The organism is Nonomuraea sp. NPDC003709, assembly GCF_040610775.1.
In the GTDB taxonomy this organism is placed as follows: domain Bacteria; phylum Actinomycetota; class Actinomycetes; order Streptosporangiales; family Streptosporangiaceae; genus Nonomuraea; species Nonomuraea angiospora_A.
Genome location: NZ_JBEXMW010000019.1, coordinates 138,423 through 164,330 on the forward strand (window position 1 = coordinate 138,423; position 25,908 = coordinate 164,330).

Here is a 25,908-nt window from a genome sequence, read left to right on the forward strand (position 1 = left end):
CGGCGGCGCCTTCTCTGGCCGGGCTGCAGCGCCTCACGCGCTGTGACCTGGCGCCGCAGTTCGTCGACCCGCTCGGCGAGGGCGGCGCTGGTCGGTCTTGGGGTGGGTCTCGTCGCGTCCGCCGTCTTCATCGGCGCGTTCGTGGGTGACGAGGGCAACCCTGGAAACGCCGCCCTCACCTTGAGCATGCTGGTCTCCTTCCCGCTGGGCGCCGGCCTGTCCTGGCTGACCCGGCTGCCGCTCTGGTGGCTCGTGGCGATGGCCGGGGACCTCTGTGGGTGAGGAGGCGTAGGTGGCGACCTCCGCGATGATGGCCGGTTCGGCGGCACGTACGCCGCACCGACCGTCCGGCGTCACATCTCCCCCGTGGGGCCCACTCCGGTGAGGGCGAGGTCGAGGAGCCGGTGGGCCTGGGCGGCGCCGTCGGGTTCGTGTTCGACGGCCAGGCAGATGGCGTTGACGAGGGTGAGCAGGTCGACGATGGCCACGTCGGCCCGTACGGCGTTCGCGCGGCGGGCGCGGGCCAGGAGGTCATCGCCGGCGCTCACGATCATCGTGTGGCAGGTGGCGCCCAGGGCGGGGTCTCCGTCGTGGGCGCCCCGCATCAGCGAGGCCGCCAGGCCGCGGTTGGAGACGACGTGCGTGGCGACGGCGCCCAGCCAGGTCACCAGCGCGTGCCCCGCGTCCGGGTCGCCGGCCAGGTCGGCCGCGGTGGCGCACAGGGCCTCGACCTTGTCCCGGAAGACGGCCTCCAGCAGTTGCTGCCGGGCCGGGAAGTGCCGGTGCAGCGTGGCCGAGCCGACGCCGGCGCGCCGGGCGATCTCCTCCAGGGACGCCTCGGCTCCCTGCTCGGCGATGGCCTCGGCGGCCACGGCCAGGATGCGGTCGTAGTTGCGGCGCGCGTCCGCGCGCATCGGCCGCGCGGGCGACGTCGTACGGCTGTCGTGCGGCATGTGGTCTCCCAGCGGGCTTGCAAAAACGGGGTGGCCCTCCATATCGTACTCACCCAGAACCGGAGGGCCACCCCGGTTATCTGGATGGCCCCTAACCTCTGGAGACAGCATCGTGAAGACCATCGTCGTGATGGGGGCGACCGGCCTGCAGGGCCGCGCCGTGACGGCCCGGCTGCTCACCGGCGGCTGGCGCGTACGAGCGGTGACGCGCGACCCGGACGCCGCCGGGGCCCGGGCGCTGGCGAAGGCGGGCGCCCGGCTCGTACGCGCCGAGATGGACGACCCCGCCTCCCTCGCCGCCGCGGCCGAGGGCGCCTACGGCCTGTTCAGCGTGCAGCCCACCGTCGGCTCCCCCGGCACCCCGGCCGGCTTCACCGCCGATCACGAGGTCGCCTGGGGCCGCAACGTCGCCGACGCCGCCCACGCCGCAGGCGTGCGCCACCTGGTCTACGCCTCCGTCGCCGGCGCGGGCCGCCACAACACCGAGAAGCTGCCGCAGAACGTGGTGAGCAAGTGGCGGATCGAACAGCACATCACCCGGCTGGGCCTGCCCGCGACCTTCCTGCGCCCGGTGTCGTTCATGGAGAACTACACCGGCGCCTACCACCTGCACGACGGCGCCGTGACCACCGCGTTCGACCCGGCCGTACCGCAGCAGATCATGGCGGTCGACGACGTCGGCGCCTTCGCTGCCCTGGCCTTCGCCCGGCCGGAGGAGTGGATCGGCCGCGCGGTGGACCTGGCCGGGGACGAGCTGACCCCGCTGGAGATCGCCGCGGCCATGTCCGAGGCCGTCGGCCGGCCGCTGCCCTACGTACAGATCCCGATCGAAGTGATCGCCCGGGCCGGCGAGGAGTTCGCCTTCGCCTACACCTGGCTCAACGAACGCGGCTGGCGCGCCGACGTCTCCTTCGCCCGCGCGCTGCACCCAGGGCTGATGGATCTGCGTACCTGGCTGGCCCGCACCGGCGCGGCCGCGATCGACGGCTTCCTGACCGCCCAGAGCGCCCGATGACCGCACCCGAACTCGGACAGGTCGGCATCTGGGCGGGCGAACTGGACCGCCATCCGGCCCCCGTCCTGCGCGAAGCTGCCACGGCCGTCGAGGACCTCGGCTACCCGGCGCTGTGGTTCCCCGAGACGACCGGCCGCGAGGCCATGGCGCAGGCGGCCCTGCTGCTGTCGCTCACCCGGCGGACCGTCGTCGCCACCGGCGCCGCCGGCGTCTACGCCCGCGACGCCGTCACCACCGCGGCCGCGCAGCGCACCCTCGCCGAGGCGTTCCCCGGGCGGTTCCTGCTCGGCCTCGGCGTCGGCCATCCCGCCCTGGTCACCGACGTGCGCGGCCATCGCTTCGGCCCGCCGGTCGCGACCATGCGCGCCTACCTGGACGCGATGGACGCCGCCCCGTTCGGCCCGCCGGTCCCGGCGGCGCCCCGGGTCCTGGCCGCGCTGGGCCCGAAGATGCTCAAGCTCGCCGCCGAACGAGCCGCTGGCGCCCACCCGCTGGGCATGCCGGTCGCGCACACCCGCCACGCCCGCGGCCTGCTCGGGCCGCGGGCGCTGCTCGCGGTCACCCAGCTCGCCGTCCTCGACCCGTCTCGGCCCCGCGCGGCCGAGCTGGCCCGCGCCCACGCGGCCGCCGCCCTGCCCAACCGGCTCACGCCACTGCGCGATCTGGGCTTCGACGACCCCGAGTCACTGGACGAACGGCTGGTCGACGCGCTGGTGGCGACCGGCGGCCCCGAGGACGTCGCGCGCCGCGTCGGCGAGCACCTCGAGGCCGGCGCGGATCACGTCAGCCTGCACGTGCTCACGGCCACACCAGACCGGCCGCCACTGCGTCAATGGGAAGATCTCGCCACGCTGCTGCTGTGAACGGGGCTCCCGGCAGCGGAGCGGCCGACGCTGTACTCGGTGGCCAGGTCTGCCAGGGAGACCTCGCCCTCGGCGTAGCGGCGGCGGATGGAGCGTCGGGCGGGTTCGGGCAGTTTGGGTTGCTTGCCCTTGAGCTTTGCCGTTCTTCTTCGCCAGGGCCATGCCTTCGCGGGTACGCAGGTGCGAGATGCGACTGTCACCCGGCGGGTGACGGCTTCCTCCACCCGAAGCTGGCTCAAACCCCAATGCGGCTGTGAGCTAGATCACGGTTGAGGTTGACCTTGGGTCAGGGTGGAAGCTCGGCGCAGCGGCGCGACGCCGACATGGACATAACAGATTCAAAGGACAAACCACCATGACGATCACCCTTTCCGACCAGGACAAGAGCACCCTGCGGATTGCCGCGTACGGCGCCGTGTCGCTGATGGCCGCCGCCGGCGCCGCCGGCAAGCCCCACAAGATCGCCACCACTGGCAGCATCGCGCTGGGCTCGGCCACCGGCCTGACCGGACACGTGCTCGCCGACTACCCTGAGGTCTCGGACCTGACCGGCGAGTCCGTGGCCGAGATCGCCGACCGCGTGCTGCCGGCCCTGACCGCGGCCATGAACCTGCTGAAGCAGCAGGACCCGGCCGAGGCCGGCAACTTCCGCAGCACCGTTCTCATCGCTGTCGAAACCGCCCAGACGCACCAGGGCCCGCCGAGCCCCGCCGCGGCCGCGATGGCTCGCAAGATCACCGAAGCCCTCGACGCCGCCAGGGCAGCCACCGCGGACAGCGGGGCCGTACCGGAAGCCGCGGCCGGGCAGGATCGCCTGGAACTGCAGAAGGCGATCGAGGAGATCGTCGAATTCGGTTTCCTCGGGGTGTCGCTGCGCGTGCACGATGAGCGCGGCGAGTGGGCCGGCAGCGCCGGGGCACGCGAGCTGGGCGGGACCGCCAAGCCGCCGATCGACGGGCATGTCCGGATCGGCAGCAACACCAAGACCTTCACCGCGACCCTGGTGCTGCAACTGGTGGCCGAGGGCAGGATCGAGCTGGACACCCCGGCGGCGGACTACCTGCCCGAGTTCGGGCTGGACCGGCGGATCACGGTGCGGATGCTGCTGCAGCACACCAGCGGGCTGTTCAACTTCACCGGCGAGGTCTACGACGACGGGACGATCGTGCACGGGATCCCCATCCCCTACAGCACCACGGGCAAAGAGTGGGTGGACAACCGGTTCCGCACCTACCGGCCCGAGGAGCTGGTACGTCTGGCGCTGTCCAAGCCGGCCCGGTTCGAGCCGGGGACGGGCTGGAGCTATTCCAACACCAACTACGTGCTGGCCAGGCTGCTGATCGAGAAGGTCACCGGCCGCTCACTGGCCGAGGAGATGCGGCGGCTGATCCTGGGGCCGCTCAACCTGTCGGGCACCGTGGTGCCGGACGCCTCGCCGGAGATCCCCAAGCCGCACGCCCACGTCTACTACCGCTACGAGGACGCCGGCGAGCAGAAGACGATCGACATCACCCGCCAGAACCCCTCCTGGGTCTCCACCGGCGGTGACATGATCTCGACCAGCCAGGACCTGCACACGTTCATCTCCGCGCTGCTGGGCGGCAAGCTCCTGCCGGCCCCACTGCTGGCCGAGATGTGCACCCCGCACGCCACGGGCCTCCCGAACATGGACTACGGGCTGGGAGTGTTCGTCCAGAAAACGGACTGCGGCGGCACCGTCATCACCCACAACGGCGGCACGGTCGGCTCCGCGGCACTGATGTACAGCACCCCCGACGGCAGCAAAACCATGACCGCCGCACTGAACTGGGTGGACGACGCCGACCTGTCCATCGCAGCAGCGTTCCAGAACGCCCAGCAAAAGCTCGTCAACGAGGTGTTCTGCGGCGAGCAGGCCGATCCGGCTCAGCCGACGGACTGAACACCTGTGACCCGTACGCCTCGAAAGGCGACCCCTTCCGGTCGTGCATCAGGGAGAACGCGAACGGGGGCCACCTGCTCGGCTGTGGTCCGCCCAGTCGCCGAGCTCGAGCACAAGGCAGGATTGCGCAGATGAACGGAGTCACGATCGGGCAGGCGGCGGCATTCGTCGGCATCACGGTGAAAACGGTGCGCCACTACCACAAGCTCGGCCTGGTGAAGGAGCCGGAACGCGACAGCTCCGGCTACCGCAGGTACGGATCGGCCGAGCTGTTGCGGCTGGTGCAGGTCCGGACGCTGGCCGCCGCCGGGGTGCCGCTGGCCGAAGTCGGGCCCCTGCTCGACGCCGACCCCGCGCTGTTCGCCGCCGCGCTCGCCGACGTCGAGCGGCAGCTCACCGAACGGATCGAGGAGCTGATCGCGCGCCGCGACACGCTGCATCGACTCGCCGACGGAGATCGGGCGCTGCTGCCGGACCGCGCCGTGGCGCTGCTGGAGCGGCTGTCCGGCCTCGGCTTCCCCGCGGAGGAGGTGGCGGCCACCAGGGAGGGCTGGGTGCTGGCCAGGGCCCTGGTCCCCGAGGGCTTCGACGACTACCTCACCCATGTCGAGCACGCCCTCGACGACCCCCGCTTCGTCGCGTTGAGCAAGCACGCAATCGAAGCCACGACATGGAAGCCGGACGACCCGCGCCTGGCCGAACTCGCCACCGCCATGGCCGACCACTTCCTCGCTAATCCCGCACACCTGAAGATCGTGACCGGCCTGCAAGCCCGCACCGACGCCGCAGCCCGGTACACGCTGATCGCCCACCACGGCGAAGAGCAGGGATCGGCCACGGCCCGGGGGATCGCGCTCGTCGAGGCCAAGCTCCGCGCCGCCGGCATCCATATCCCCAGACCAGACACCCACTGACCGCGCCGGTCCCCAGTCCTTCGGCCCGGGGACCGGCCGGGATCTGCCGGCAGACGCCGCTGGAGCGGCTCGTCCCACGCTGGGTGCATCGCCTCAGCCATCCACGCGTCCTTCGAAGGAGCGGCCAAAAGGGCAGAATCGCGCAGCCAGGCCGGGCACGACGGACGATTCGCCGTCCAGCTCAAGGAAAGCCTCAGGACAGGGACGCCGGTCGTGGCCGCGATCCTGGCCGCCACGCCCCCTCCTCGTCCACGCCGCCGTCGCCCTCGGGCACGTCAGGTATCTCGCCGAGCTGCCGCAGGCCCTTCGGCCGGCGCGGAGGAGGCGATGGCGTAGCGGCCCAGGACGTTGAGGTGGACGTGACCAAGCGGGCTGAGCCGGGCGGATCAGCGGTGGGCGCGCAGCGCGGCCAGCACCCATGCGAAGGCCGGGACCGCCGGCGGGGACGGTTTCTGGCCCTTGAGGATGCTCAGGAGCTGCCAGTACCGCTCCACCCGGGGCTCGGCGACCATGTCCAGCCACATGATCACGGCGGCGGTCTCCTCGGCGGGAAGGTCGTCGGGGATGATCCGCTTCAGGATCGGTCGCGCCCCGGCCGATTCCGGCGCGATGCCGCGCGACAGAGCGGCGCCCGCGTGCTCCAGGACCAAGGGCCGGAGGTTGAGGCCGTACTCCAGGCGGTTGTCGTCCTCGCCGCTGAGAACCATCCCTCGGACCGTCTGCCGGAAGCCGTCGTCGCCCACCAGTTCGGCCAGTTCCACCCACGCGTTGATCTGTTCGGAGGTGGGGTCCTCGGGCAGGTCCGGCGGCAGGTCGCGCATCCAGCCCGCGACCAGCGCGGCGTCCTCGTCGACGACGCCGGCGAACGCGCGGTCGACGAAATCGTCGATGATCTGCTGACGTTCCCGTGCCGACAGTCGGGCCAGTGCGTTGATCAATGCGATCTCCTCGGTTGAGCTGTCACGGTTGGCGAGCACGCGCAGGACGGACCGGCGTACGTTCAGGGTGCGGATCTCGGCGTCGAGCGCTTTGACGTGCAGGTCCGCCACTTCGCTCAGCGTGGCCCGCTGCTCCAGCACCTGCTGGACGGCGTCGAGACCGAGCCCGAGATCGCGAAGCGTCCGAACCAGGTCCAGCCGCGCGACCGCCTCCGCGTCATAGAGCCGGTAGCCGCCCCCCGACCTCTGGACCGGGGGGACGACACCGCAATCGGACCAGAAGCGGATGGTGCGCGCCTGCAGCCCCGTACGCCGGGCCAGCTGCCCGATCGTGTACAGACCCGTCGCGTCGTTCATGATTCAAATCTGCACCTTCCACCCGGTGGAACCTCAAGCGATTTGTCGGAGATTCTCGCCGTGGAGCAGCCGTTGAAGGGGCGCAGACCAAGAACGACATCCGCTGTCATCGGGTACCAACCCCGACCCACGGCAGCGTCAATCGCGATCCGCGGCGAGCGCGGGATCCGTCCGGTTTGCCGCGTGTGCGGTCAAGGTGCCGAGTGCGCACAGGAGCGCGAGCCCGAACAACACGTACCGCGCCGAGTCGAGCATCGACGCGCCGCCCAGGTTGACCAGGACGCCCGCCACCGCCGTGCCGAACGCGATCGACAGACTCGTCACCGTGGCGATCCCCGCGGCCGCCCGCCTGCCCTCCTCCGGATCCCGCGTACTGGACATCGCGGCCACCGACAGGTGCGGATAGGCCAGCCCGATGCCCGCCCCGGCCGCGAACAGCACCGGCACCCACACCGCCACCAGCCACAGCGGCGTCTCCTCGCGCTGCAGCAGCCCCTGGACGAGCAGGCCCGCGGCCAGCAGCACCGGGCCGAGCACGCGCAGCCGGCGCACCGCGCGCCCGCCCGTCACCGACGCGCTGCCGATCTGGGTGAGCGACCAGCCCAACGAGATGGCCGCGGCGAAGAACCCCGCCACCAGCGGCGCCAGCCCGGCCAGCCGCTGGCCGAACAGCGGCAGGAACGACTCGGCCGCGACCCCGCAGGCCAGCAGCCCCAGCGTCAGATAGACCCACTTCAACGACGAACCGCTCCGGTACGTCGCCTGCGGGAAGACCCGCAGCTCACTGCCCCGCTCATGGATGACGAACCCGGCCATCAGCAACGCCGCCGCCCCGATGCCGGCCGCCTTCGCGAGCGTGCCCGCCAGCACCCCCGCCACGCTCACGGCCCCGGCGGCCGCCATGACCAGCAGCAGGGACACGACCGGGACCGGCGGGCGCAGGTCCCGGTCGTGCGACAGGCCGCGCGGCAGCACGCGGGGCACGAGCGCGCCGCACGCCGCCGAGACCGCCGCCATCACCGCGAACGCCAGCCGCCACGAGCCCAGCTGGGCGAACAGGCCGCCGAGCGCCGGACCGGCGAAGTTGCCGACGCCGTACATCGCCGACATCAGCGCGGTGCCGCGCGTCCAGAGCCGGGGCGGCAGCGCCGACCGGATGACGGCGAACCCCAGCCCCGACAGCAGCCCCGCCCCGAACCCCTGGACGCCGCGCGAGGCCAGCAGCACCGCCATCGCCGGGCTCAGCGCGCAGGCCAGCGAACCCGCCGTGAAGACGGCGAAGCCCAGCAGGTACGCGCCGACGTTCCCCCACCGGGACAGGAACCGGCCGGCGAGCATCGTCGCGATCACCATGGCGACGAGGTAGATGGTCATGTTCCAGGCGTAGAAGCCCGCGCCGCCGAGGTCGGCCACCGCGGTCGGCAGCAGGCTCGCCGCGAGGTAGATGTTGATCGCACCGACGAGCACCCCGCCGGCCAGCACGATCATCGGACCCGGCAGCCCCGCCTCGGCGTGGGTTCCCCCGGATATCGGTTCGTAGTCGTCAGCACTCATGGCTTCAAGGCTGTCGTTGAACCGGTGCCGGAGAGTTTGCGCCGCCTGCCGGGTGACGGTGCTGGGCCGGGCGGCGGGAGAGCTTCAACCCGCGGTGGAACCCCGGCCCGCGCAGGGCCGTCAGCCGAGGGCGTCGAGCAGTTCGCGCTCGCGCTGGGTGCTGAGGCCGGCGCGCCGGCCGCGCTCCAGCCCCTGCTCTCGCTCCCAATCCAGCGTGTCGGCCAGCATCTCCGCCCGGGGCCGATGGCGCAGCCCCGCGGCATGCGCCGCGGCCCCGGTCCGGGACGCGAACCCTTCCCAGCCCGGCTCGACCAGCCACATCGGCAACGACTCGGGCCCCATCCACTCGGCCACGCCGTTCGCCAGCAGCCATGCCGACTCGGCGGTGACCACCGGGCCGGTGTGCCCGCCGGCGGCACGGGACAACTCGATCCACTCCCCGAACGGAACGACCGGCCCGACAGCGTCGAAGGTGCCGGCGACGCCCTTCTCGCCGGCGTCCAGCAGCCAGGCTGCCAGGTCGCGTGCGTCGATCGCCTGGGTCGGCAGGTGCGGCGCGTCGGGCACCAGCATCGGCCCCTGCCGGTCGCGGGCGGCACGGGCCGCCCAGTAGCCGGTACGTCCGCTGTGATCGCCCGGGCCGCCGATGAGGCCGGCGCGGGCGATGAGCAGGCGCTCGCCCACGGCCGCCGTGGACGCCAGCTCGCAGGCGGCCTTCGCCTCGCCGTACAGGTCGCGGTCGACCTCGTCGCGATCGGTCGCGGGGAGCAGGGCCGTGGACTCGTCGGCGTCCGGTGCGGCATGGGAGGCGTAGGCGCTGACGGAGGAGACGTAGGCCCAGTGCCGGGCCCGGTCGCCCAGCGCGTGCAGGGCCTCGCGGACGAAGCCCGGCTGCCATGACACCTCGATGATGGCGTCCCATTCCCGGTCGAGCAGCGGCTCGTACGCCGAAGGATCGCGCCGGTCGGCGGCCACCAGCCTCGCTCCGTCCGCCACCTGGCCGCTCTCGCCGCGCGCCAGGCACGTCACCTGATGGCCGCGCTCGATCGCCTGCCGCGACAGCTCCCGGCCCAGCCAGGCCGTTCCCCCCAAAACCAAGATCTCCATTCCGACACCCAATCATTGCAAACGCCGAGCACCCAGCCGGGTTCACTGACAGCGCACCGGATTCGCCGAGAGCGGAGCGGAGCCTGCCCGGGACGCGGTTCGTCCCGGGCAGGCCCGTTGAGCGTCAGACGCCGAAGGGCGCGGGGTAGACGATGGTGCCGCTGGGCACCGCGATGGCGTCGTCGAAGACGAGGGCCATCATCGCCTCGTCGGGCACCTCGAAGGAGGGGCGGATCCCGTACGCCGAGGCCGGGGTGAAGCCGAAGCGCGGGTAGTACTCGGGGTGGCCGAGCACGAGGACGAGGTTCTCGCCCTTGTCGCGTGCGGCCTGGAGACCGGCGCGGATGGCGGCCGAGCCGGCGCCGGTCCTCTGGTACTCCGGCAGGACCGCGCACGGGCCCAGGGCCAGGGCCGGAGCGGCGTCGACGTGGCAGCGGGTGAGCAGCGCGTACCCGGCCACGGTGCCGTCGGGGGCCTGGGCGACGATGGACAGCTCGGGCGACCAGGCCTCATCGACGCGCAGCGCCTCGATGAGGTCGGCCTCCAGTGGCGTGGGGAAGGCGCCGAGGGCGACCGTGCGGATCGCGGGGATGTCCTGAGGGGTCTCGGCGCGGGTGATCCAGGTGTGCGACATGGTGTTCTCGTCTCTCGTCATGGGAGTGGTCGTGGGGCTGGTGGTGGCGGTACGCAGGACGTCGCCGGTGTAGGCGTAGTCGGCGGCGTACCGGCGGCGCAGGTCGATCTCCTGGCGGGTGGCGGCGATGGCCTGGGCCATGCCGGGGACCGAGGGATCGGCGGCGGCGGGGTTCTGCTCGGTGCTGCGCAGCGGGTGGCTCTCATCCCAGTAGGCGCGCAGGTCCGGGGCGGGGTCGGGGGTGGTCCATTCGCATTCGGTGACCACCAGGACGTCGCCGAGGGCCGGCAGCAGTGCGGCGCGGCCTGGACCGCAGCCCAGGTCCGGCGTCCTGGGCCGGTCGGGCAGCGGGCCGGCCAGGGTCAGCAGCCGCTGCGTGGTGGCATCGGAGCCGGGCCCCTGGCGGGGCAGGTCGCGATGCAGGTCGTAGAACGCGTTGATGATCGCGTCATCGTTGAAATCGGGCACTGTGCCAGATGTTCCTTCAGTAGAAGGGAGGCCAGCGGGCCGCGGCGCGGCCCGCGACCTGGTCACGACCGGCGCTGCCGGTCCCGGAAGGCGTAGGTCTCACGCAGCGAGCGGGTGATCGCCTTCTTGCGATCGTCGTGCTGGGCGCGCAGGCGCGCGTCGCTGCGGGAGCTGGCCCAGGCGTTCTCGCGCTGGAGCTTGCGGTAGCTGTCGAGGCGGCGTTCGCTCAGATCACCTGAGGCGATGGCCGCCTGGACCGCGCAGCCGGGCTCGGAGTCGTGGTCGCAGTCGCCGAAGCGGCACTGCTCGGCGAACTCCTCGATGTCGGCGAAGACCTGCTGCAGGCCCTCGTCGGCGTCCAGGAGGCCGACGCCGCGCAGACCGGGGGTGTCGATCAGCACGCCGCCGCCGGGAAGCGGGACCAGACTGCGGCGGACCGTGGTGTGGCGGCCCTTGCCGTCTTGCGCGCGTACGTCGCCGGTCTCCAGGACCTCGGTGCCCAGCAGCGCATTGCCCAGCGTGGACTTGCCCGCTCCGGAGGGGCCGAGCAGGACCACGGTGCCGGTGAGCGCCGCGGTGAGCGTGTCCATGCCCTGGCCGGTGGCGGCGCTGGTGGCGATGATCTCCACACCCGGGGCGAGCTCGGTGATGGCGGTCACCGCCTGGCCGGGATCGGCCGACTGGTCGGCCTTGGTCAGGACGATCACGGGCTGGGCGCCGCTCTCCCACGCCAGCGCCAGCAACCGCTCGATCCGGCTCGGATTCAGCGGGCCGCCGAGTGAGACGGCCACGACCGCCGTGTCGACGTTGGCGGCCAGGGCCTGGCCGTAGGAGGTACGCGACGCCGACGACCGGACGATGACACCGCGCCGTCGCAGCAGCGCGACCAGCTCGGGCGTGGGGCCGGGCCGCAGCGCCGCCCAGTCGCCCGTGCACGGGGACTCGACCGGATCCGCCACCGCCGGGAGCGAAAGGCGGGCCCGGAGCGGGCCGGTTTCGATGATGACGTCGCAGGCGCCGCGATCGACGCCGACCACGCGGGCGGGAATGAGCCTCGCGGAGCGGTAGGAGGCGAAGGACTGTTCGAGCCCTGCGTCCCAACCGTACGCGGACAGGCCATCGTCAAAGGAATGCTCGAATGACAACGGAATGGAACCCTTTGCAGAAAAGGGGCCTTGGCGGATGGGACATGCCGCATCCGTGCCAGGGAAGGCGCCTCGAAAGGTCAGCCAAGGCCCGGGGACGTGAGGATGGACCGAGTGCCGCAAATGGCAGCCATCACCACGACGGTCATTTAACCTCACCTCCCTCGAAGAGTTCCTGTTGTCACGAACGTGTCTTGCGTTGGTCAAGATAGCAGCATGAGCGGTCCCCCGCAAAGATCAGGGGGTGGCGAGGTTGATGGTGGCGGGGATGCCCTGGCGGGTCATCTTGGCGTACGGGCACAGCGCGGTCGCCTGGGCGAGCAGCGGGGTGACCCGGTCGGGGTCGGCTCCGGGCCAGGTCACGACGAGGTCGGCGCTCAGTTGGTAGCCGCCGTCGGCCGGGTCGCGGCCGAAGGCCACGCTCGCCTCCACGGTGATCGACGCGGGGTCGAGGAGGTGCCGGCGGGCCAGCAGGCTGAGGGCGCCGTGGAAGCAGGCGGCGTATCCGGCGGCGAAGAGCTGCTCGGGGTTCGGGCCGGGATTGTCGCCGCCGAGCTCCTCGGGCATCCGCAGCTGCAGGTCGAGGGTGCCGTCGGCGGAGCGGGCCCGGCCGGTGGCCCGGCCGTGGGCGGAGCTGCCGCCGCTGACGGCGACGCGCGTGACATAGAGGGGTTTGAACGTGGAGCCGCTGTAGTCGTGCTCCGTGGACAGCATCGGTTCGTTCACCGGTCCGCCTTTCAGCGGCGCATGAGGCGCCTGGGGTGAGGGCATGCTGGTCATGGGCGGTGCCAGCGCTGCAACTTGTCGGGGTTCAGGACGATCCACACCGCGGTGATCTCGGTTTCGGCGACGCTCACGCCGACCACCGCCACGGCCCGGCCCGCCTGGCGCAGCACCAGGCCCGTCCGGCCGTTCACGGACTCGACGGCCACCTCGGTGCCGGGCCGGCCGGCCAGCAAGGACGTGACGAACCGGGCGACCGCGTCCGCGCCGTAGGTGGGGCGTACGGGGGCACGCAGTTTGCCGCCACCGTCGCTGACGACGATCGCGTCCGCGGCCAGGACCGCCCGCAGCGCCGCCGTGTCCCCCAGGTCGCAGGCCGCCGCGAAGCGGCGCGCGACCCGGTCGTGCCGGACGAGCATCGCCCGGTCCGGCCTGGCCTGCTGGTGTGCCGGGCGCCTGGCGGGCTGGGGGCGGGGTGCCGGGGCGGCGGCGGGGGACGGCGCTTCGGCCGTACCCGGTCCGGGCAGGGGGCCGGGGGCGGCGAGCAGTTCCAGGCAGATGCCTCCGGCGACCCGCGTCAGCCAGGCGCGCGGCACCGCGATGCCGGCGCGTTCCTCGTCGTCGAGGGCGTACCAGCGGCGATAGGTCTCCTGGACGATCCGGTCAGCCGTGCTCTCCGAGCCGAACATCCACAAGGCGATCTCGAGCAGGTGCTGCCGCTCGTCGAGCATCTCCGCCAGCGTCCCGGCGCTCACGTCGGTCATGTCCGGCCACCCTCACGGCCAGGAGAGCAGGCCTGTATCCATGCTGTGAAGGTGCCGGCGTGGCCGCCGGGCAACGAGGTCGTCCGCACGATGTCCTCTGTTCTTTCGGAGTCGGCAGTTAAGACAGGACAGCCGCTCAAGTTGTGACACCCCACAGAAGCCGAACGTCTAACCCCCTCGTGAGCGGTCGTACGCGCCGAGTTTGGCCGGGTTGACGATCCACATGACGTGGTGGATGCCCTCCGGCGAGGCCTCGATGGTGAGCAGGGTGACGTCAGTGCGGTTGCGGGGGACGAGCACACCGGCGCGCCCGTTCACCTCGACCCAGGTCAGTTTGGCGCCCGGCCAGAACCGCGGCGCGTACGCGGCCAGGAACTTCGCCACGCGGCGGCTGCCCAGCAGGGGGAAGCGCGCCGCCCCTCGGATGCCGTTGCCGTCGGAGGAGCTGACGACGTCCTCGGCGAAGAGGTCTTCGAGGGCGGCGATGTTCCCCGTCTGGGCGGCGTCGAGGAAGACCGCCAGGAGGCGCCGATGCTCCGTCTTGTCGATGGGCTCGCGCCGTGCGGCGGTCAGCCGTTTACGGGCGCGGCTCACGAGCTGGCGCGCGTTGACCGTGCTGACCTGCAGGATCTCCGCGATCTGCGGATAGGGGTAGACGAAGGCCTCGCGCAGCACGTACGCGGCCCGCTCGGTGGGGGTGAGCCTCTCGAGCAGCAGCAGGAAGGCGAGTTCGAGCGCTTCACCCCGTTCGGCGCCCAGCGTCGGGTCCATGCTGGTGTCCACCGGTTCGGGGAGCCAGGGCCCGATGTAGGCCTCGCGCCGCGAACGGGCGGACTGGGCGACGTTGATGGCCAGGCGGGTGGTGATCAACGCCAGGAAGGCCGGAGGGTTCTCGACGGTCGAGCGGTCGGTGTTCTGCCAGCGCAACCAGACTTCCTGAAGGACGTCCTCGGCTTCCACCGCGCTGCCGAGCATCCGATAGGCGATGCCGAACAGCCGCGGGCGCAGCTCAACGAAGGCGGACGCGGCCCGTTCGAGTGCGTTCGCCTGTTTCAGTGATCCCACTTGCATGATTCCCCCACGCCTTCGCTCTCCACATCGATCCGTCCCCCCGGCCGGGCGAGCCCCGTTCAGCCCCGTACGTGGCCGGCGGCGTCGAGCACGGCGGCGGCCACGGCGTCAGGCTGGGACGCCGCGATCGCGTGCGAGGCCCCGGCGACCTCGCGGGTGCCCCGCGACCTGGCCCGCTCGGCCATGAAGCGCAACGCCGCGGCCGGGATGTTGAGGTCGCGCTCGCCGTGGACGAACCACGACGGTTTGGTATGCCAGCCCGGCTGGCTCGCCGCCAGCCCGTCGGTGAGCGCCCGCTCGGTCACCGGCCGCTGGGTGGCGGCCATCAGCGCGGCCTCCTCGGCGTCCACGTCGGCGCAGAACTGGTGGTGGAACTTGTCCGCGGCGATGCGGAACTCGTTGCCGCCGGAGGCGACCGGGTAGGCCTCCAGCGCGCCGCCGAGGGTGCTGCCCTCGAACTTGCCCGACAGCAGGAACGCGCTCTCGCCCGGTTCGGGAGCGAACGCGGCCGCGTAGACCAGGGCCTGGACGGCCGGGTTGCCGGCCGCCGCCTCCGTGATCACCATGCCGCCGTACGAATGACCGACCAGGACGATGACAGGCTGCTCGCTCATGAGTGGACCTTCCCTGCGTTCAGTTCGGTGGGCCGGGGTTCCTCGCGGAAGCCGATCTCTCGGTGGGTGCCGTCGCACAACGGCTTGTTGCCGGAATGGCCGCAACGGCACAGCGTCATCCGGTTGCGGGCCTCCAGCGGCCGGCCGTCCGACCGCACGACCGGCACCTTGCCGGTGACCCACAGCGCACTGGCCAGCCCGTCCTCTTCCTCCAGGACCGAGATCGCCTGCGGCAGGTCGGGCTCGATCGTCTCGCCGCCGCGCTCCAGGGCGTAGCTGTAGGAGCCGGAGGGGCAGTGGTCGATGCGGCCCATGACGGTGGAGCGCACGTCGCTGTCGCCGGTGTCGGCGAGCATCGCGGCGATCGGCCTGGTGCGCCCGATGCAGAAGGCGGCATGGACGCACAGCTCCCCCACCCGCTGGGCCGAGATGCCCACCCCGTCGTGCACGTGCTGCAGCTCCTCGTACGGCCGCATGACCGCGCTCTCCGTGCCGTCGAACCCGATCACGGCGTGGGTCCCGTCGCAGAACGGCTTTGACGACGAGTGGCCGCAGCGGCACAGGGCGTAGGTGTCCTCGGTCTCCAGGGGCTCGCCGGTCTTCCAGGTCAGCGCGTCGTTGTTCTCGGCAGAGACGATCTTGCGTTTGCGTCTGAGGGGGACGCCGCCGTACACGACGTACGGGCCGTCGCGCAGCACGACGATCCGCTGCCGGTCGCCGACGCTCCACCGGCGCAGCTCGGGCGGCACGTACTCGAAGGTCGGGCCGGCCGTGGTGCCGTCTTCGTCGGGCATCCGCATCAGGGCCTGGGCCTGGCCCTTGAGCGCGTACATGGTGCCGGTGGCGGCCCCGAGCAGCTTCGGGCTGCCGTTGAACGCCCGTTCGAGCAGGTGCAGGACCGCGCAGTAGGTGTGGTTGAACTCTTCCTGCGCGGTCCTGATCGCGCTGCCCGGCTCGTGGTCGGACAGCCGCGGGTTGTGGCGCATCGGACGTACGCCGGTCGGGTCCACCGAGATCGTCTCGCCGGTGGGCCCGGACTGGGGGGTGTCGCCCCGCTGGTAGCGGCGGCCGAGCTTGAGCTCCTGGAAGCGGTAGTAGTGGCCGACTTCTTGGCGTTCGGGGTGGAAGACGTCCTGGTCGCCGTCCCAGACGCCGCCGCGGGCGGTGCCCTCGCCCTGCTCGACGATCTCCTCCAGCGCCGCCAGCGCCGAGGCGAGGTCACCGACCTGGACCAGGTGCCCGGCGGTGTGGCGGAAGTGGTCGGCGCTCACCTGGCGGGCCGGGTCGCCGCTGAAGACCGCCTGCTCGCCGAGCCGTTCGCACAGGTGGCGCAGGCCCTCCTCGATGGCGGCGTAGAACTGCCCGATCGTCTCGTAGCCGTCTGCTTCCGCCGGAGCGCCGGGCGGTGCCGGCTGTTCGATCCGCAGGAACATCTCAAGGGCTTGCGGCCCGAAGGGCACCAGAGACAGCTCCAGCGAGCCGTGGGGCAGGGGGCGGGGGGGCGGCGGCAACATCCCCGGCGTGTCCAGTCGCGGCCGGCCGCCGACGGCGTTGAGCAGGTTGGCGGCCAGCGCCAGGTGCAGCATCTCCTCGACGAAGACGCTGCCCACGACCTCGACCGCTTCGGGGTTGCGCTCCGGGTCGAGCGAGTACAGCGCGCACAGGTACGGCGGCAGGGTCGCGTGTTCCAGCTCGATCGCCCACTGCAGGTGTTCACGCAGGCTTTCGAGGGTGTCGATCCGGGTTCGCCGGGGTTCCAGGTGTTTCATCGATGTCCTGACTCGGTTGCCGGAAGGGGGCCTGTCACGCGACGTGATCGCCGGGCCGGGAGTCGTCCTCCAGCGCCTCGACCGCGTCGAGCAGGCCCCGCAGGCCGATCTCCTCGCGCTCGGCGTCCGTCGGGTCGAACAGCCACTCGGTGACCGGCAGCTCGGCGACCTCCTCCGGATGGCTCGACTCGACCAGGGTCACCTCCGTCTCGACCTCGATCTGGAGCTCGTACAGGAAGTCGTCCTCGCCGCTGGGAACGCTCATCTTTCCTCCATGCGTGGCTTGAGTGGATGTCCGGCAGACCGGCTGACCGCGTGGATCAGGCGTACAGCGATCTGGCCGGAGGCGAACAGGCGGGTGAAGCGCTCCCCCTGGTGAGCCGCCAGCGCGTACGCGGGCTCGGCCCGGTGGCGGGTCGCGATCATCGCGGCGACCTGCTCGGCGCGGCGCGACCAGGACCGCGGCGCCCCGCCGGGCTGGTCGATCTGCTCGACGATCTCGAATCCCACGCCGGCGAGCAGTTCGAGAAGCTCCCCCTGGGTGGGGAAGTGGTTGCCGTCCGGCACCGGAAGGAGCTGCGGGCCCCGGGCGACGACCACCAGCAGCCCCAGCGAGGCGCCGGGCTTCAGCACCCGGTGGATCTCGCCGAGCACCGCGGCCTTGTCCTGTACGGTGCACAGCACCCCCAGACACCAGGCGGCGTCGGCCGACCCCGTACGGAGCGGAATCCGTCGCCCGTCCCCCGCGACGACCGGCAGCCCGAACAGCCGGGCGGCGGCCCGGCGCGCGGCCGGCATCGGCTCCAACAGGATCGGCCGGACCCCGAACCGCTCCGCGGCCCAGGCCGCCGGCCCGCCGGCGCCCGCGCCCACGTCCAGCAGCGTGATGCCGGCCGACAGCTCGCACGCCTCGGCCAGCCAGGCCAGTGCCGCCGGACTCGCGCTACCGCGGCAGGCGGCCGGGATGGCGTGCCGCTCCCCCAGCTGCTCGACGGCGTCGGCGGTCCAGCCGGCGACATCATCGAACTCGGCGACCATCGCCGATGCGGTCACTGCGTAGCTCCTGTCCCGTCGCGGGCGCGTGCGTCGCCCGCCGGCCGTCCGGTCGCCGTCATGGCAGTCGTCGGGGCTCGGGCCGGACGCCGGGCATGACGGCCGGGCCCGTTGGTCGCCGCGTCGCCGCCGCACCTGGAACAACCTCTCCTGCACTACTTGCCGGCGGCGTTCCGGCGGGCCCAGTCGAGGTAGTGGATGGTGCCGAGGATCGCGTCCTCGCCCGGCACCAGCGTCCGCTCGCCCGGCACGCTGCCGTAGTAGCGGGCCTGCGGGTCGGCGACCACCGTGCGCGGGTCGCCCCAGGCGGCCAGGGCATCGCGGAAGAACCCGTCCATCCGGACGTCGTCGGGGCCGCCCACCTCGACCCGGCCGTTCAGCGGCTGCCCCACCGCGACCCGGCCGACCGCCTGGGCGACCTCCTCACCCGCGATGGGCTGGAACCGCACCGGCGCGATCCGCACCGTGTCGCCGTCCGTGGCCTCCTCCGCGATGGCCCGTACGAACTCGAAGAACTGCGTCGCGTGCACGAGCGAGAATGGGATCCCCGACTTCTCGATCAACTGCTCCTGAGCGATCTTCGCCGCGAAATAGCCGTTCTCGGGCATCCGTTCCGTGCCCACCACCGACAGCGCGACATGATGACCGACCCCGGCCGCCGCCTCCGCGGCCAGCAGGTTGCCCGTGGAGGTCTCGAAGAACTCCATCACCGCCGCGGGCTCGAACGACGGCGAGTTCGACACGTCCACCACCACCTGCGCGCCCGCCAGCACCTCCGCCAGCCCCTCACCGGTCAGCGTGTTGACACCGGTGCTCGGCGCCGCCGCCACCGCCTCGTGACCGTGCTCCCCCAGCATGGCCACCACCTTCGACCCGATCAGGCCCGTCCCGCCGACCACGACGACCTTCATTGGTGCCCCCTGATTTCTCCGCCGGGGCACCCACGTGCCGACCGGTCGTCAGCTAAGACAGGGCAGCCTTCAGGCTTGTGACAGCAGCCGTGAAATCTTTTCCTTTTTTCTGGATGAAGACCTCGTCAAGGCCGCCGGTGCTATTCGACGAGTTTTCCGGCGGTTGAGACCTCGCGCATGAGGGCCGCGATCTCGGCGGGAACGGGCGGGATGGCCTCCCTGGCCACCGATCCGGGACCGGACCACACCAGGTTGACCTGCAGCGCGGGGTCGAGCTCGGGGTAGTCGGAGCGGTTGTGGCAGCCGCGGGTCTCGCGACGTTCGAGGGCGGTCTCGATCGTCGCGCGGGCGGCCAGCGCCGCGGACTTCAGGTCGAAGGCGTGGGCCAGGTCCTGGAAGCCGGCCAGGTCCGGATGCACGCCGACGTCGGCGATGCGCGCCTCCGCCGCGGCCAGTTCGGCCAGGCCCTTGCGCAGGCCGCCCTCGTCGCGCACCACGCCGGCGTGCTCCGTCATGATGTCGCGCAGGGTCCGCTGCAGCGCGCGTACGTTCTCGGGGCCGTCCGCGGCCAGGAGGTCGTCCACCTCGGCCTGTGCCGCGTCGAGCGCCTCGGCCGAGCGGCGCTGGGCGTCGAGGCCCGCGGAGTACTCGGCCGCCGCCTGACCGACGATGCGGCCGAAGACGAGGAGCTCGATGAGCGAGTTGCCGCCCAGGCGGTTGGCGCCGTGCAGGCCGCTGGCCGCCTCCCCGATCGCGTACAGGCCGTCGACCCCGGTGCCGTGATCCTCGGGCCGCACCCAGACGCCGCCCATCGAGTAGTGCGCGGTCGGCGCGATCTCGATCGGGTCCTTGGTGATGTCGAGCATCTGCAGTTCCAGGAGCGTCTGGTAGACGCGCGGCAACCGCGTCATGATCGTCTTGCGTGGCAGATGCGACACATCCAGCCAGACGCCGCCGTTCGGGGTCCCGCGGCCTTCTTTGATCTCCGTGTACGCGGCCAGGGCGATGCGGTCGCGCGTGGACAGCTCCATCCGCTCCGGGTCGTACCTGGACATGAACCGCTCGCCGAGCTGGTTGCGCAGGATTCCGCCCTCGCCCCGGGCGGCTTCGGAAACGAGGGTGCCGGCCGCGTTCTCGGGCGCGATGAGACCGGAGGGGTGGAACTGCACCAGCTCGGCGTCGCGGATGCGGCAGCCGGCCAGGACGGCGAGGCGGAAGGAGTCGCCGGTGTTCTCGTCCCTCCGCGAGGAGGTACGCCGCCAGATCCGGGTGTGGCCCCCGGCGGCCAGGATCACCGCGTCGGCATGGATGACGTAACGGCTGCCATCGGTCAGATCGAACCCGTACGCGCCGAAGACCGCGTTGTCGCGGACGAGAATGCGCGTGATGTACACGGTGTCGAGGATGGGGACATCGAGCTGCGCCGCGCGGTTGATCAGGGTGCGTTGGATCTCCAGCCCGGTGTAGTCGCCGGCGTAGGCGGTGCGCCGGTAGGTGTGGGCGCCGAAGAAGCGCTGCGAGATGCGCCCGTCCTGTTCGCGGGCGAACGGCATGCCCCAGCGTTCGAGGTCCTCGATACCCTGCGCCGCCCCCTCGGTGACGATCTGCACCGTCTGCGGATGGGCGAGGAGATAGCTCTCCTTGAGGGTGTCGGCCGCGTGCTGCTGCCAGCTGTCCTCGGGGTCCATCGTGGCCAGCGCCGCGTTGATGCCGCCTGCCGCGAGGGAGGTGTGCGCGTCGGCCTTCGGCCGTTTGCCCACCGCGAGGACGCCGACCCCGCGCTCGGCGAGCTCGATGGCCGCCCGCAGCCCGGCTCCTCCCGTGCCGATGACCAGGACGGAGGTGGCGATCCGGTGCTCTGGTGAGTGCATGGTGCTCCTTTGGCAGCGTCTATGGAAAGCCGTTACGGGAGCAAGACCGGGTAGTGCCGCGATTTGTGACAGGAAGAATCTTCCTGGCCTGTACCTGGCCACCGGCCTGTCCCCGCTGTCCGGGGGGTAGCAGTCGAGGAATCGCACTTCCGGCGAGGGGGACGCCGGAGCAGGGGGCGATGGCGGTGGCCGATCTGGAGCAGGCGGCGGCGGTGTTCGCCGGGGTGCGACCACGCCTGTTCGGGATCGCGTACCGGATGCTGGCCAGCGTCACCGAAGCCGAAGACCTCGTCCAGGACGTCTGGCTGCGCTGGCAGGCCTACGACCGCGCCACCGTCGACGACCCCGCCGCGTTCCTGGCCACCACGACCACCCGGCTGGCGATCAACGCCACCCAATCCGCCCGCGTCCGCCGCGAAACCTACCTCGGCCCCTGGCTGCCCGAACCCGTCGACACCGCCGCCGACCCCTACCTCGGCGCCGAACGCGCCGAAGCCCTGGAATTCGCCGTCCTGCTCCTTCTGGAACGCCTCTCCCCCACCGAACGAGCCGCTTACGTGCTACGCGAGGCGTTCGACTACCCCTACCGGCAGATCGCCGACATCCTCGAACTCAACGAACCCGCCGTACGCCAGCTCGTCAGCAGAGCCCGCAAACGCGTCCTCATCGCCCGCCGCACCCCCGTCACCCAAGCCGAACAACGCCGCCTCCTCACCGCCTTCGTCGCCGCCGCCCGCTCCGGCGACATGACCGCACTCGAAGAGCTCTTCGCCGCCGACGTGCTCGGCTACTCCGACGGCGCCGTACGGGCCTCCCGGCTCTGGAGCGAACTCGGCGTGGCCTGGGCGAGCACGAACGGCCGAACCTGCGCACCGCTGAAACGCGTCATCTCGCCCGGTTGGCGAGGGCCCGGTTGGCAAGGGCTACGTAGGCGTGCGCCACCTTGGCGTCGATCTCAGGGGGCACAGGGACGACGCACTGCCCGGCCGGCACGAGCCCGCGCGCGATGGCCTCCAGGCAGCGGGCCTGGAGGGCCGATGACGGTGACCCGGAGCCCGTTCGTGGCCCGGTTGGTGATGCGCATGAACGACTCGAGCACGCTCTGGCACCCATTCCAGAAGCGGTCAGCGCAGGATGGCGTGGATCAGCGAGGCCACGCCGTCGTCGTCGTTGCTGGGCAGCACGATACGGGCGGCCGCCTTGACCTCGGGGTGCGCGTTGGCGACGGCCGCGGGCAGGCCGGCCTCGCGGAGCATGGGAAGGTCGTTGGGCATGTCCCCGACGGCGGCCGTGGCCGTGAGGGGGATGCGCCGGTGCGCGGCCGCCCAGCGCAGGGCCTCGCCCTTGTTCGCGTGCTCCGGCGAGATCTCCAGGAAGTGCGCGGTCGAGAAGGTGGCCCGCAGCCCGGTGACCGCCTGGCCGGCGAACGCGTCGGCGAGGCGGGGCGCCGACAGCTCGGGGTGGGCCAGGAGCACCTTGACCGCGCGGTTGCCGCGAGTGGCGCGGCCGATGAGGTCGGCCGAGACGGTGTGGGGCCAGCAGCCGGGCACCAGGTCGGCGAAGCCGGGTTGCAGCACCAGCTCGTGCTCGGTGTCGAGCCCCAGGACACCGCCTCGCACCGACCGTTCGGCCCAGACGAAGACCTGCCTGAGCTGGTCGGCGGTGAAGCAGTGGTCGAACAGCACCCGCTCGGTGCGGGTGTCCCAGATCACCGCGCCGTTGCTGCAGGCGAGCAGACCCTGGAGGCCGGCCTCCAGGGCCCAGTCCAGAGCGTCCCGGGTGGGCCGCCCGGTGGCGACCATGACCTGGAGGCCGGCGGCGCGGGCGTCGGCCAGCGCCTTCCTGGTGTCGTGGCTGAGGCCACCGGCGCTGGTGAGCAGTACCCCGTCCAGATCCGTGCAGACCAGCTGGATCCGCGTCATACGGCGGCGCCCGCGGGGTCGTCGGCGGTGTCGGCGCTCCCGACCGCGAGGCACCGCTGCCCGGCCGCCAGGACGACGACGCCCACGGCCACGCCCAGCGCTCCGACGGACGCGGCCCAGGACTCCGTGGCGTGTTCCAGGACGAGGCCCGCCGCGGTCGATCCCAGGGCGATCCCCGTCGTCATCAGCGTGACCAGCCAGGCGAAGGCCTCGGTGACCGTACCGGCCGGCGCGAGCTTCCCGACCAGGACGAACGCGGCCGTCAGCACGGGCGCGAGGAAGAGCCCGGTGAGGATCATGAGGCCGGCCATGTACGGCGGGGACGGCACCAGGCACAGCAACGCGTACGCGGCGGCCAGCCCGACGGTCAGCAGCAGCGTCCGCCGCGGCGGCGAGGACGACCAGCGCACGGCGCCGTAGCCGAGACCCCCGACCAGGGCGCCGAAGGCGTTCAACGCCAGCAGCGTGGCCGCCCCGCCCACCACGTAACGGTGCTCGGTGTAGAAGACCACCAGGACGTTGAGGCCGCCGATGGCGGCGCCGACCCCGGTCAGGCTTACCAGCAGCACGGTCAGACCGCGGCTGCGCAGCGGACCGAGCCAGTCGGGCGAGCGGACCGGCGCCTTCCAGTCGCGGGTGGGCGACGCGGTGGCGACCACGAACACGCCCAGCAGGCCCAGCAGCGCCCCCACCCACAGGGCGCCCGCCGCGGACCCGGCCGCCACGCAACCGGCCACGACCAGAGGGCCGCCGACGAAGACCAGCTCCTGGGAGGCCGAGTCCATGGCGTAGGCCGACTCCAGCCGGGCGGGCGGAACAAGATCAGGCCACAGCACCCGGAGGCAGGGCTCCAGCGGCGGGGTCGCCGCCCCCGCCAGGAGGGCGCCCGCGACCACGGCCACAGGCTCGGAGGGGGCCATCGCGATCGCGATCAGGCCCGCGCCGGCCGCGACGGCGGCCGGCACCAGGACCCGGACCTGGCCGACCCGGTCCACCAGCCGGCCGAGCACCGGGCCGCCTCCGGCGGCGGCGATGGCGAACGCTCCGGCGGCCAGGCCGACGAAGTCGTAGCTCGCGCCCGCCTGCCGCAGGACCAGCGGGATCGCCAGCGCCGCCATCGCGCTGGGCAGCCTCCCGACCAGGGTCCCCAGCAGCAGCCGGGTCACGTACGGGGCCTGAAGCAGGCTGAAATAGCCCATTACTCGCCTCGCAGGTGCAGATGGAGCGCCACCGGTTGATTCTTGCGCAGTTGCAGCTCGATGTCCGCGATCCCCTCGATGTGGTGGTGCGGCCGGCCCTGGGACAGGACGATCCGCCCGTCGGTGGCCGGCAGGTCCGGCGCGTCCAGCAGGTGGACCGCCGCCGGCTGCCCCTGCTCGTCGAAGGTCAGCGAGACCGGGCCGCGGAAGCCGACCCGGACGACCGGCTCCTCGGCGTCACCGCGGGGCTCCTCCACCGACAGGAAGCGGGTGCGCGAGTCCCACCGGACCCGCGAGCCGGCGGCCTGCCCCCTGTCCCACTCGGATCGGAACCCGGCGGCGAACCGGTGCAGCAGCAGCGCCCGGTCGGCCGCCATCCGGCGCGCGGGCTCCGTGAGCATGTCCTGCTCCAGCCGGATCAGCTTCTCGTAGAGATGGGCCAGCACCGACGAGGTCTCGCCCTCCTCGTAGACCTCCTTGAGAGCGGTCGCCGGGTCCCACAGCGGCTCGCCGAGCAGCCCGCCGTAGGCGAAGGCCCGGCCGATGCCGATGGCCCCCATCGCGTCGAGGTTGTCGGCGTCGTGCACCGCCGCGGCGATCGCGCACCCGTCGTCGAGCTCCTCCTCGGCGAAGCGGTAGCGGCCCGTCAGCTCGACCGCGCGCAGGATCGGCGGATGCCAGTCCTGCGGCACTCCGCACCCCTCCAGCACGTCCAGCACGGCCGCGCAGGCGTCCTCGGGCCGGATGGGCCGCCGGTTCTGCCGGGCCTCCTCCACCCGGTGGTAGTCATGGACGTACGCCGCCACCTGCGCGATGCACGGGTCGGCGCCCGTCCGGGCCGCGATCTCCCCCGCCAGGGCGGCGACCCGGTCGACGTGGCCGATGTCGTGGGCCGAATCGGCGGTCGCGAAGTCGACGACCACGCGGGCCCGCACCTTCTCGAGAATCGCATTCACCGCTGTCCGTACTCCTCACGCCAGCGCTGCGCCAGCTCCTGCTGCAGCCGCGGGTCGAGGCGGTGCAGCCCCGGCGCCCAGGTCTGCCGAGCCAGCTCACGCGTGCACAAATACAGCTCGGTGTAGACCAGGTCAAGGACCGATCCGAGGATGCTGTGCTCCATGAAGTTCACGGGCTTGCCGTCGTTGAGCAGATAGACGGTGCGGTCGGCCACCCGCAGTTCGAGCACCTCGTCGACCTCGGCCGACGTCGACGCCGCGCGGCGCAGGCCCTTGACGTCGAACTCGACCTGCTTGGAGCTTCCGCTGGCCAGCACGACGCCGTCGCGCAGGTGCGGCACGTCGGCCGTGGTGAGGGCGCGGTGGCCGGAGACGCCGATGATCACCTCGGCCCAGGAGAGCAGGTCCTGGCGCGGGCCCACGCGGAATCCGTGCACCAGGGCGGCGGACATCCGGATGTCGTCGGGATCGTAGACGGCGACCTGGACTCCGGTGCGTCGCAGGTGCTCGGCCAGAGCCGTTCCTATCCCGCCGTAGCCGAGCACGAGGACGCGGCGTTCGCTGAGGAGCCGGTAGAAGCGCAGCCGCAGGAGGCGTTCGACGCTGTAGGCCACGGACCGCCCGACCTGGACGTCCTCGAGGGCCTTCAGCGGGCTGTCGGCGATGGTGAACACCGGCAGGGGAAGCGGCGCGGCGCGCTCGTACTGCCACTGTCCTTGCTTGGTGTCCTCCACGATGCCGCGAAAGCCCGGCACCCCGGCCAGGTCCCGCACCGCCCCGGCGCAGTATCCGCCGACCTCCTGGATCATCACGGGCGGCCCGCCCTGCCGCGCGGCCCGCTGGGCGGCGGCGACCGCCATGGGCCCGACCTCCTCGATCGAGGCCGGCATGCTCACCGGAAGGTCTCCCAGCAGCGACAGCGCCTCCGGCTGGGCGCTGTAGGGCACCGGCACGATCTGGGCGAGTTCGGTGGATCGGCTCAGCGACCGCACGTACGGCACCGCGGTGTCGAGCAGGTGCGCGATCAGGATCGTGCGGGCGGGCGGCATCGGCCAGTCGGCCTGGGCGCTGCGCAGCACGGGCAGGTCGCAGGCACGCGACGCGTGCCTGGCGCGTGAGGGCAGGGGTTGGCGCTCGAGAATCGATGTCATGGGAGGTCCCCCTCGGAGAGATGGAGAGATTGCGG

General features: G+C 72.1%; 24 protein-coding genes and 1 pseudogene. 6 read left to right on the forward strand and 19 right to left on the reverse strand.

Features of this window, described 5'->3' with window-relative positions:
* The first annotated feature begins 102 nt into the window (after positions 1-102).
* Complete coding sequence (locus ABZX61_RS44315) at positions 103-282, forward strand: hypothetical protein (protein WP_355203632.1); 180 nt, start codon at positions 103-105, stop codon at positions 280-282.
* A gap of 71 nt (positions 283-353) precedes the next feature.
* Here the strand turns inward: ABZX61_RS44315 and ABZX61_RS44320 are convergent, their stop codons facing one another.
* Complete coding sequence (locus tag ABZX61_RS44320) at positions 354-953, reverse strand: helix-turn-helix domain-containing protein (protein WP_355203634.1); 600 nt, start codon at positions 951-953, stop codon at positions 354-356.
* A gap of 112 nt (positions 954-1,065) precedes the next feature.
* Here ABZX61_RS44320 and ABZX61_RS44325 point away from each other — a divergent pair, with 112 nt between their 5' ends.
* The 4 genes from ABZX61_RS44325 (at position 1,066) to ABZX61_RS44340 (ending at position 5,666) form a co-directional block, all read left to right on the forward strand.
* Positions 1,066-1,968: an NmrA family NAD(P)-binding protein gene (locus tag ABZX61_RS44325; protein ID WP_355203637.1), complete on the forward strand. Its 903-nt coding sequence runs from the start codon at positions 1,066-1,068 to the stop codon at positions 1,966-1,968.
* On the forward strand, positions 1,965-2,831 hold the full coding sequence (locus ABZX61_RS44330; RefSeq protein ID WP_355203639.1) for a TIGR03620 family F420-dependent LLM class oxidoreductase: 867 nt from the start codon (positions 1,965-1,967) through the stop codon (positions 2,829-2,831). The genes ABZX61_RS44325 and ABZX61_RS44330 overlap by 4 nt, the downstream gene beginning before the upstream one ends.
* A gap of 355 nt (positions 2,832-3,186) precedes the next feature.
* A complete protein-coding gene (locus tag ABZX61_RS44335; RefSeq protein WP_355203642.1) occupies positions 3,187-4,752 on the forward strand; it encodes a serine hydrolase domain-containing protein in 1,566 nt (521 codons plus the stop codon).
* A gap of 131 nt (positions 4,753-4,883) precedes the next feature.
* Positions 4,884-5,666, forward strand: coding sequence for a MerR family transcriptional regulator (locus ABZX61_RS44340; protein ID WP_355203644.1), 783 nt, complete (start codon positions 4,884-4,886; stop codon positions 5,664-5,666).
* Positions 5,667-6,052: 386 nt separating this feature from the next.
* Here ABZX61_RS44340 and ABZX61_RS44345 read toward each other — a convergent pair whose 3' ends face one another.
* From ABZX61_RS44345 to ABZX61_RS44410, 14 genes are all read right to left on the reverse strand, one after another.
* Entirely contained in the window at positions 6,053-6,961 is a 909-nt protein-coding gene (locus tag ABZX61_RS44345) for a MerR family transcriptional regulator (protein ID WP_355203646.1), read from the reverse strand.
* A gap of 138 nt (positions 6,962-7,099) precedes the next feature.
* Complete coding sequence (locus ABZX61_RS44350) at positions 7,100-8,515, reverse strand: MFS transporter (protein WP_355203649.1); 1,416 nt, start codon at positions 8,513-8,515, stop codon at positions 7,100-7,102.
* A gap of 120 nt (positions 8,516-8,635) precedes the next feature.
* On the reverse strand, positions 8,636-9,622 hold the full coding sequence (locus ABZX61_RS44355) for an NAD-dependent epimerase/dehydratase family protein (RefSeq protein ID WP_355203652.1): 987 nt from the start codon (positions 9,620-9,622) through the stop codon (positions 8,636-8,638).
* A gap of 124 nt (positions 9,623-9,746) precedes the next feature.
* The gene (locus tag ABZX61_RS44360) at positions 9,747-10,256 is read right to left on the reverse strand and encodes an N-acetyltransferase (RefSeq protein WP_355203983.1); all 510 of its coding nucleotides are present in this window, start codon (positions 10,254-10,256) and stop codon (positions 9,747-9,749) included.
* Between the two features lie 530 nt (positions 10,257-10,786).
* Entirely contained in the window at positions 10,787-11,869 is a 1,083-nt protein-coding gene (gene rsgA / locus ABZX61_RS44365; protein ID WP_355203655.1) for a ribosome small subunit-dependent GTPase A, read from the reverse strand.
* A gap of 237 nt (positions 11,870-12,106) precedes the next feature.
* Positions 12,107-12,595 (reverse strand): Ohr family peroxiredoxin, encoded by a 489-nt coding sequence (locus tag ABZX61_RS44370; protein ID WP_355203658.1) that lies wholly within the window; start codon positions 12,593-12,595, stop codon positions 12,107-12,109.
* A gap of 50 nt (positions 12,596-12,645) precedes the next feature.
* Positions 12,646-13,356, reverse strand: coding sequence for a hypothetical protein (locus ABZX61_RS44375; protein ID WP_355203661.1), 711 nt, complete (start codon positions 13,354-13,356; stop codon positions 12,646-12,648).
* Between the two features lie 168 nt (positions 13,357-13,524).
* Positions 13,525-14,421, reverse strand: coding sequence for an RNA polymerase sigma-70 factor (locus ABZX61_RS44380; protein WP_350743416.1), 897 nt, complete (start codon positions 14,419-14,421; stop codon positions 13,525-13,527).
* Positions 14,422-14,486: 65 nt separating this feature from the next.
* Entirely contained in the window at positions 14,487-15,041 is a 555-nt protein-coding gene (locus tag ABZX61_RS44385; RefSeq protein ID WP_355203664.1) for an alpha/beta hydrolase, read from the reverse strand.
* Positions 15,038-16,810: a ferritin-like domain-containing protein gene (locus tag ABZX61_RS44390; protein ID WP_355203667.1), complete on the reverse strand. Its 1,773-nt coding sequence runs from the start codon at positions 16,808-16,810 to the stop codon at positions 15,038-15,040. The genes ABZX61_RS44385 and ABZX61_RS44390 overlap by 4 nt, the downstream gene beginning before the upstream one ends.
* A gap of 34 nt (positions 16,811-16,844) precedes the next feature.
* Positions 16,845-17,075, reverse strand: coding sequence for a hypothetical protein (locus tag ABZX61_RS44395; RefSeq protein ID WP_355203670.1), 231 nt, complete (start codon positions 17,073-17,075; stop codon positions 16,845-16,847).
* Positions 17,072-17,863 (reverse strand): class I SAM-dependent methyltransferase, encoded by a 792-nt coding sequence (locus ABZX61_RS44400; RefSeq protein WP_355203672.1) that lies wholly within the window; start codon positions 17,861-17,863, stop codon positions 17,072-17,074. Before ABZX61_RS44400 ends, ABZX61_RS44395 begins: the two co-directional genes overlap by 4 nt.
* 155 nt (positions 17,864-18,018) lie before the next feature.
* Complete coding sequence (locus tag ABZX61_RS44405; protein ID WP_355203675.1) at positions 18,019-18,774, reverse strand: SDR family oxidoreductase; 756 nt, start codon at positions 18,772-18,774, stop codon at positions 18,019-18,021.
* Positions 18,775-18,914: 140 nt separating this feature from the next.
* Positions 18,915-20,645, reverse strand: a complete 1,731-nt coding sequence (locus ABZX61_RS44410) for an FAD-dependent oxidoreductase (protein WP_355203678.1) — start codon at positions 20,643-20,645, stop codon at positions 18,915-18,917.
* Between the two features lie 179 nt (positions 20,646-20,824).
* On the opposite strand from ABZX61_RS44410, the pseudogene ABZX61_RS44415 reads away from it, so the two are divergent.
* Positions 20,825-21,295 (forward strand): annotated as a pseudogene (locus ABZX61_RS44415) (sigma-70 family RNA polymerase sigma factor); the annotation flags it as partial.
* Positions 21,296-21,769: 474 nt separating this feature from the next.
* On the opposite strand, the gene ABZX61_RS44420 reads toward ABZX61_RS44415, so the two are convergent.
* The 4 genes from ABZX61_RS44420 to ABZX61_RS44435 are packed head-to-tail and all read right to left on the reverse strand — an operon-like array spanning position 21,770 to position 25,873.
* A complete protein-coding gene (locus ABZX61_RS44420) occupies positions 21,770-22,567 on the reverse strand; it encodes a Cof-type HAD-IIB family hydrolase (RefSeq protein ID WP_355203681.1) in 798 nt (265 codons plus the stop codon).
* On the reverse strand, positions 22,564-23,766 hold the full coding sequence (locus ABZX61_RS44425) for an MFS transporter (protein WP_355203684.1): 1,203 nt from the start codon (positions 23,764-23,766) through the stop codon (positions 22,564-22,566). Before ABZX61_RS44425 ends, ABZX61_RS44420 begins: the two co-directional genes overlap by 4 nt.
* The gene (locus ABZX61_RS44430; RefSeq protein ID WP_355203687.1) at positions 23,766-24,722 is read right to left on the reverse strand and encodes a hypothetical protein; all 957 of its coding nucleotides are present in this window, start codon (positions 24,720-24,722) and stop codon (positions 23,766-23,768) included. Before ABZX61_RS44430 ends, ABZX61_RS44425 begins: the two co-directional genes overlap by 1 nt.
* Positions 24,719-25,873: an NAD(P)-dependent oxidoreductase gene (locus ABZX61_RS44435; protein WP_355203690.1), complete on the reverse strand. Its 1,155-nt coding sequence runs from the start codon at positions 25,871-25,873 to the stop codon at positions 24,719-24,721. Before ABZX61_RS44435 ends, ABZX61_RS44430 begins: the two co-directional genes overlap by 4 nt.
* Positions 25,874-25,908: the final 35 nt, after the last annotated feature.

Excerpts from the sequence above, each read along its gene's own strand:
- ABZX61_RS44320 (WP_355203634.1), bottom strand. The coding sequence starts at position 953 with ATGCCGCACGACAGCCGTACGACGTCGCCCGCGCGGCCGATGCGCGCG.
- ABZX61_RS44330 (WP_355203639.1), top strand. The coding sequence starts at position 1,965 with ATGACCGCACCCGAACTCGGACAGGTCGGCATCTGGGCGGGCGAACTG.
- ABZX61_RS44335 (WP_355203642.1), top strand. The coding sequence starts at position 3,187 with ATGACGATCACCCTTTCCGACCAGGACAAGAGCACCCTGCGGATTGCC.
- ABZX61_RS44340 (WP_355203644.1), top strand. The coding sequence starts at position 4,884 with ATGAACGGAGTCACGATCGGGCAGGCGGCGGCATTCGTCGGCATCACG.
- ABZX61_RS44345 (WP_355203646.1), bottom strand. The coding sequence starts at position 6,961 with ATGAACGACGCGACGGGTCTGTACACGATCGGGCAGCTGGCCCGGCGT.
- ABZX61_RS44350 (WP_355203649.1), bottom strand. The coding sequence starts at position 8,515 with ATGAGTGCTGACGACTACGAACCGATATCCGGGGGAACCCACGCCGAG.
- ABZX61_RS44355 (WP_355203652.1), bottom strand. The coding sequence starts at position 9,622 with ATGGAGATCTTGGTTTTGGGGGGAACGGCCTGGCTGGGCCGGGAGCTG.
- ABZX61_RS44360 (WP_355203983.1), bottom strand. The coding sequence starts at position 10,256 with ATGTCGCACACCTGGATCACCCGCGCCGAGACCCCTCAGGACATCCCC.
- ABZX61_RS44375 (WP_355203661.1), bottom strand. The coding sequence starts at position 13,356 with ATGACCGACGTGAGCGCCGGGACGCTGGCGGAGATGCTCGACGAGCGG.
- ABZX61_RS44385 (WP_355203664.1), bottom strand. The coding sequence starts at position 15,041 with ATGAGCGAGCAGCCTGTCATCGTCCTGGTCGGTCATTCGTACGGCGGC.
- ABZX61_RS44390 (WP_355203667.1), bottom strand. The coding sequence starts at position 16,810 with ATGAAACACCTGGAACCCCGGCGAACCCGGATCGACACCCTCGAAAGC.
- ABZX61_RS44395 (WP_355203670.1), bottom strand. The coding sequence starts at position 17,075 with ATGAGCGTTCCCAGCGGCGAGGACGACTTCCTGTACGAGCTCCAGATC.
- ABZX61_RS44405 (WP_355203675.1), bottom strand. The coding sequence starts at position 18,774 with ATGAAGGTCGTCGTGGTCGGCGGGACGGGCCTGATCGGGTCGAAGGTG.
- ABZX61_RS44410 (WP_355203678.1), bottom strand. The coding sequence starts at position 20,645 with ATGCACTCACCAGAGCACCGGATCGCCACCTCCGTCCTGGTCATCGGC.
- ABZX61_RS44420 (WP_355203681.1), bottom strand. The coding sequence starts at position 22,567 with ATGACGCGGATCCAGCTGGTCTGCACGGATCTGGACGGGGTACTGCTC.
- ABZX61_RS44425 (WP_355203684.1), bottom strand. The coding sequence starts at position 23,766 with ATGGGCTATTTCAGCCTGCTTCAGGCCCCGTACGTGACCCGGCTGCTG.
- ABZX61_RS44435 (WP_355203690.1), bottom strand. The coding sequence starts at position 25,873 with ATGACATCGATTCTCGAGCGCCAACCCCTGCCCTCACGCGCCAGGCAC.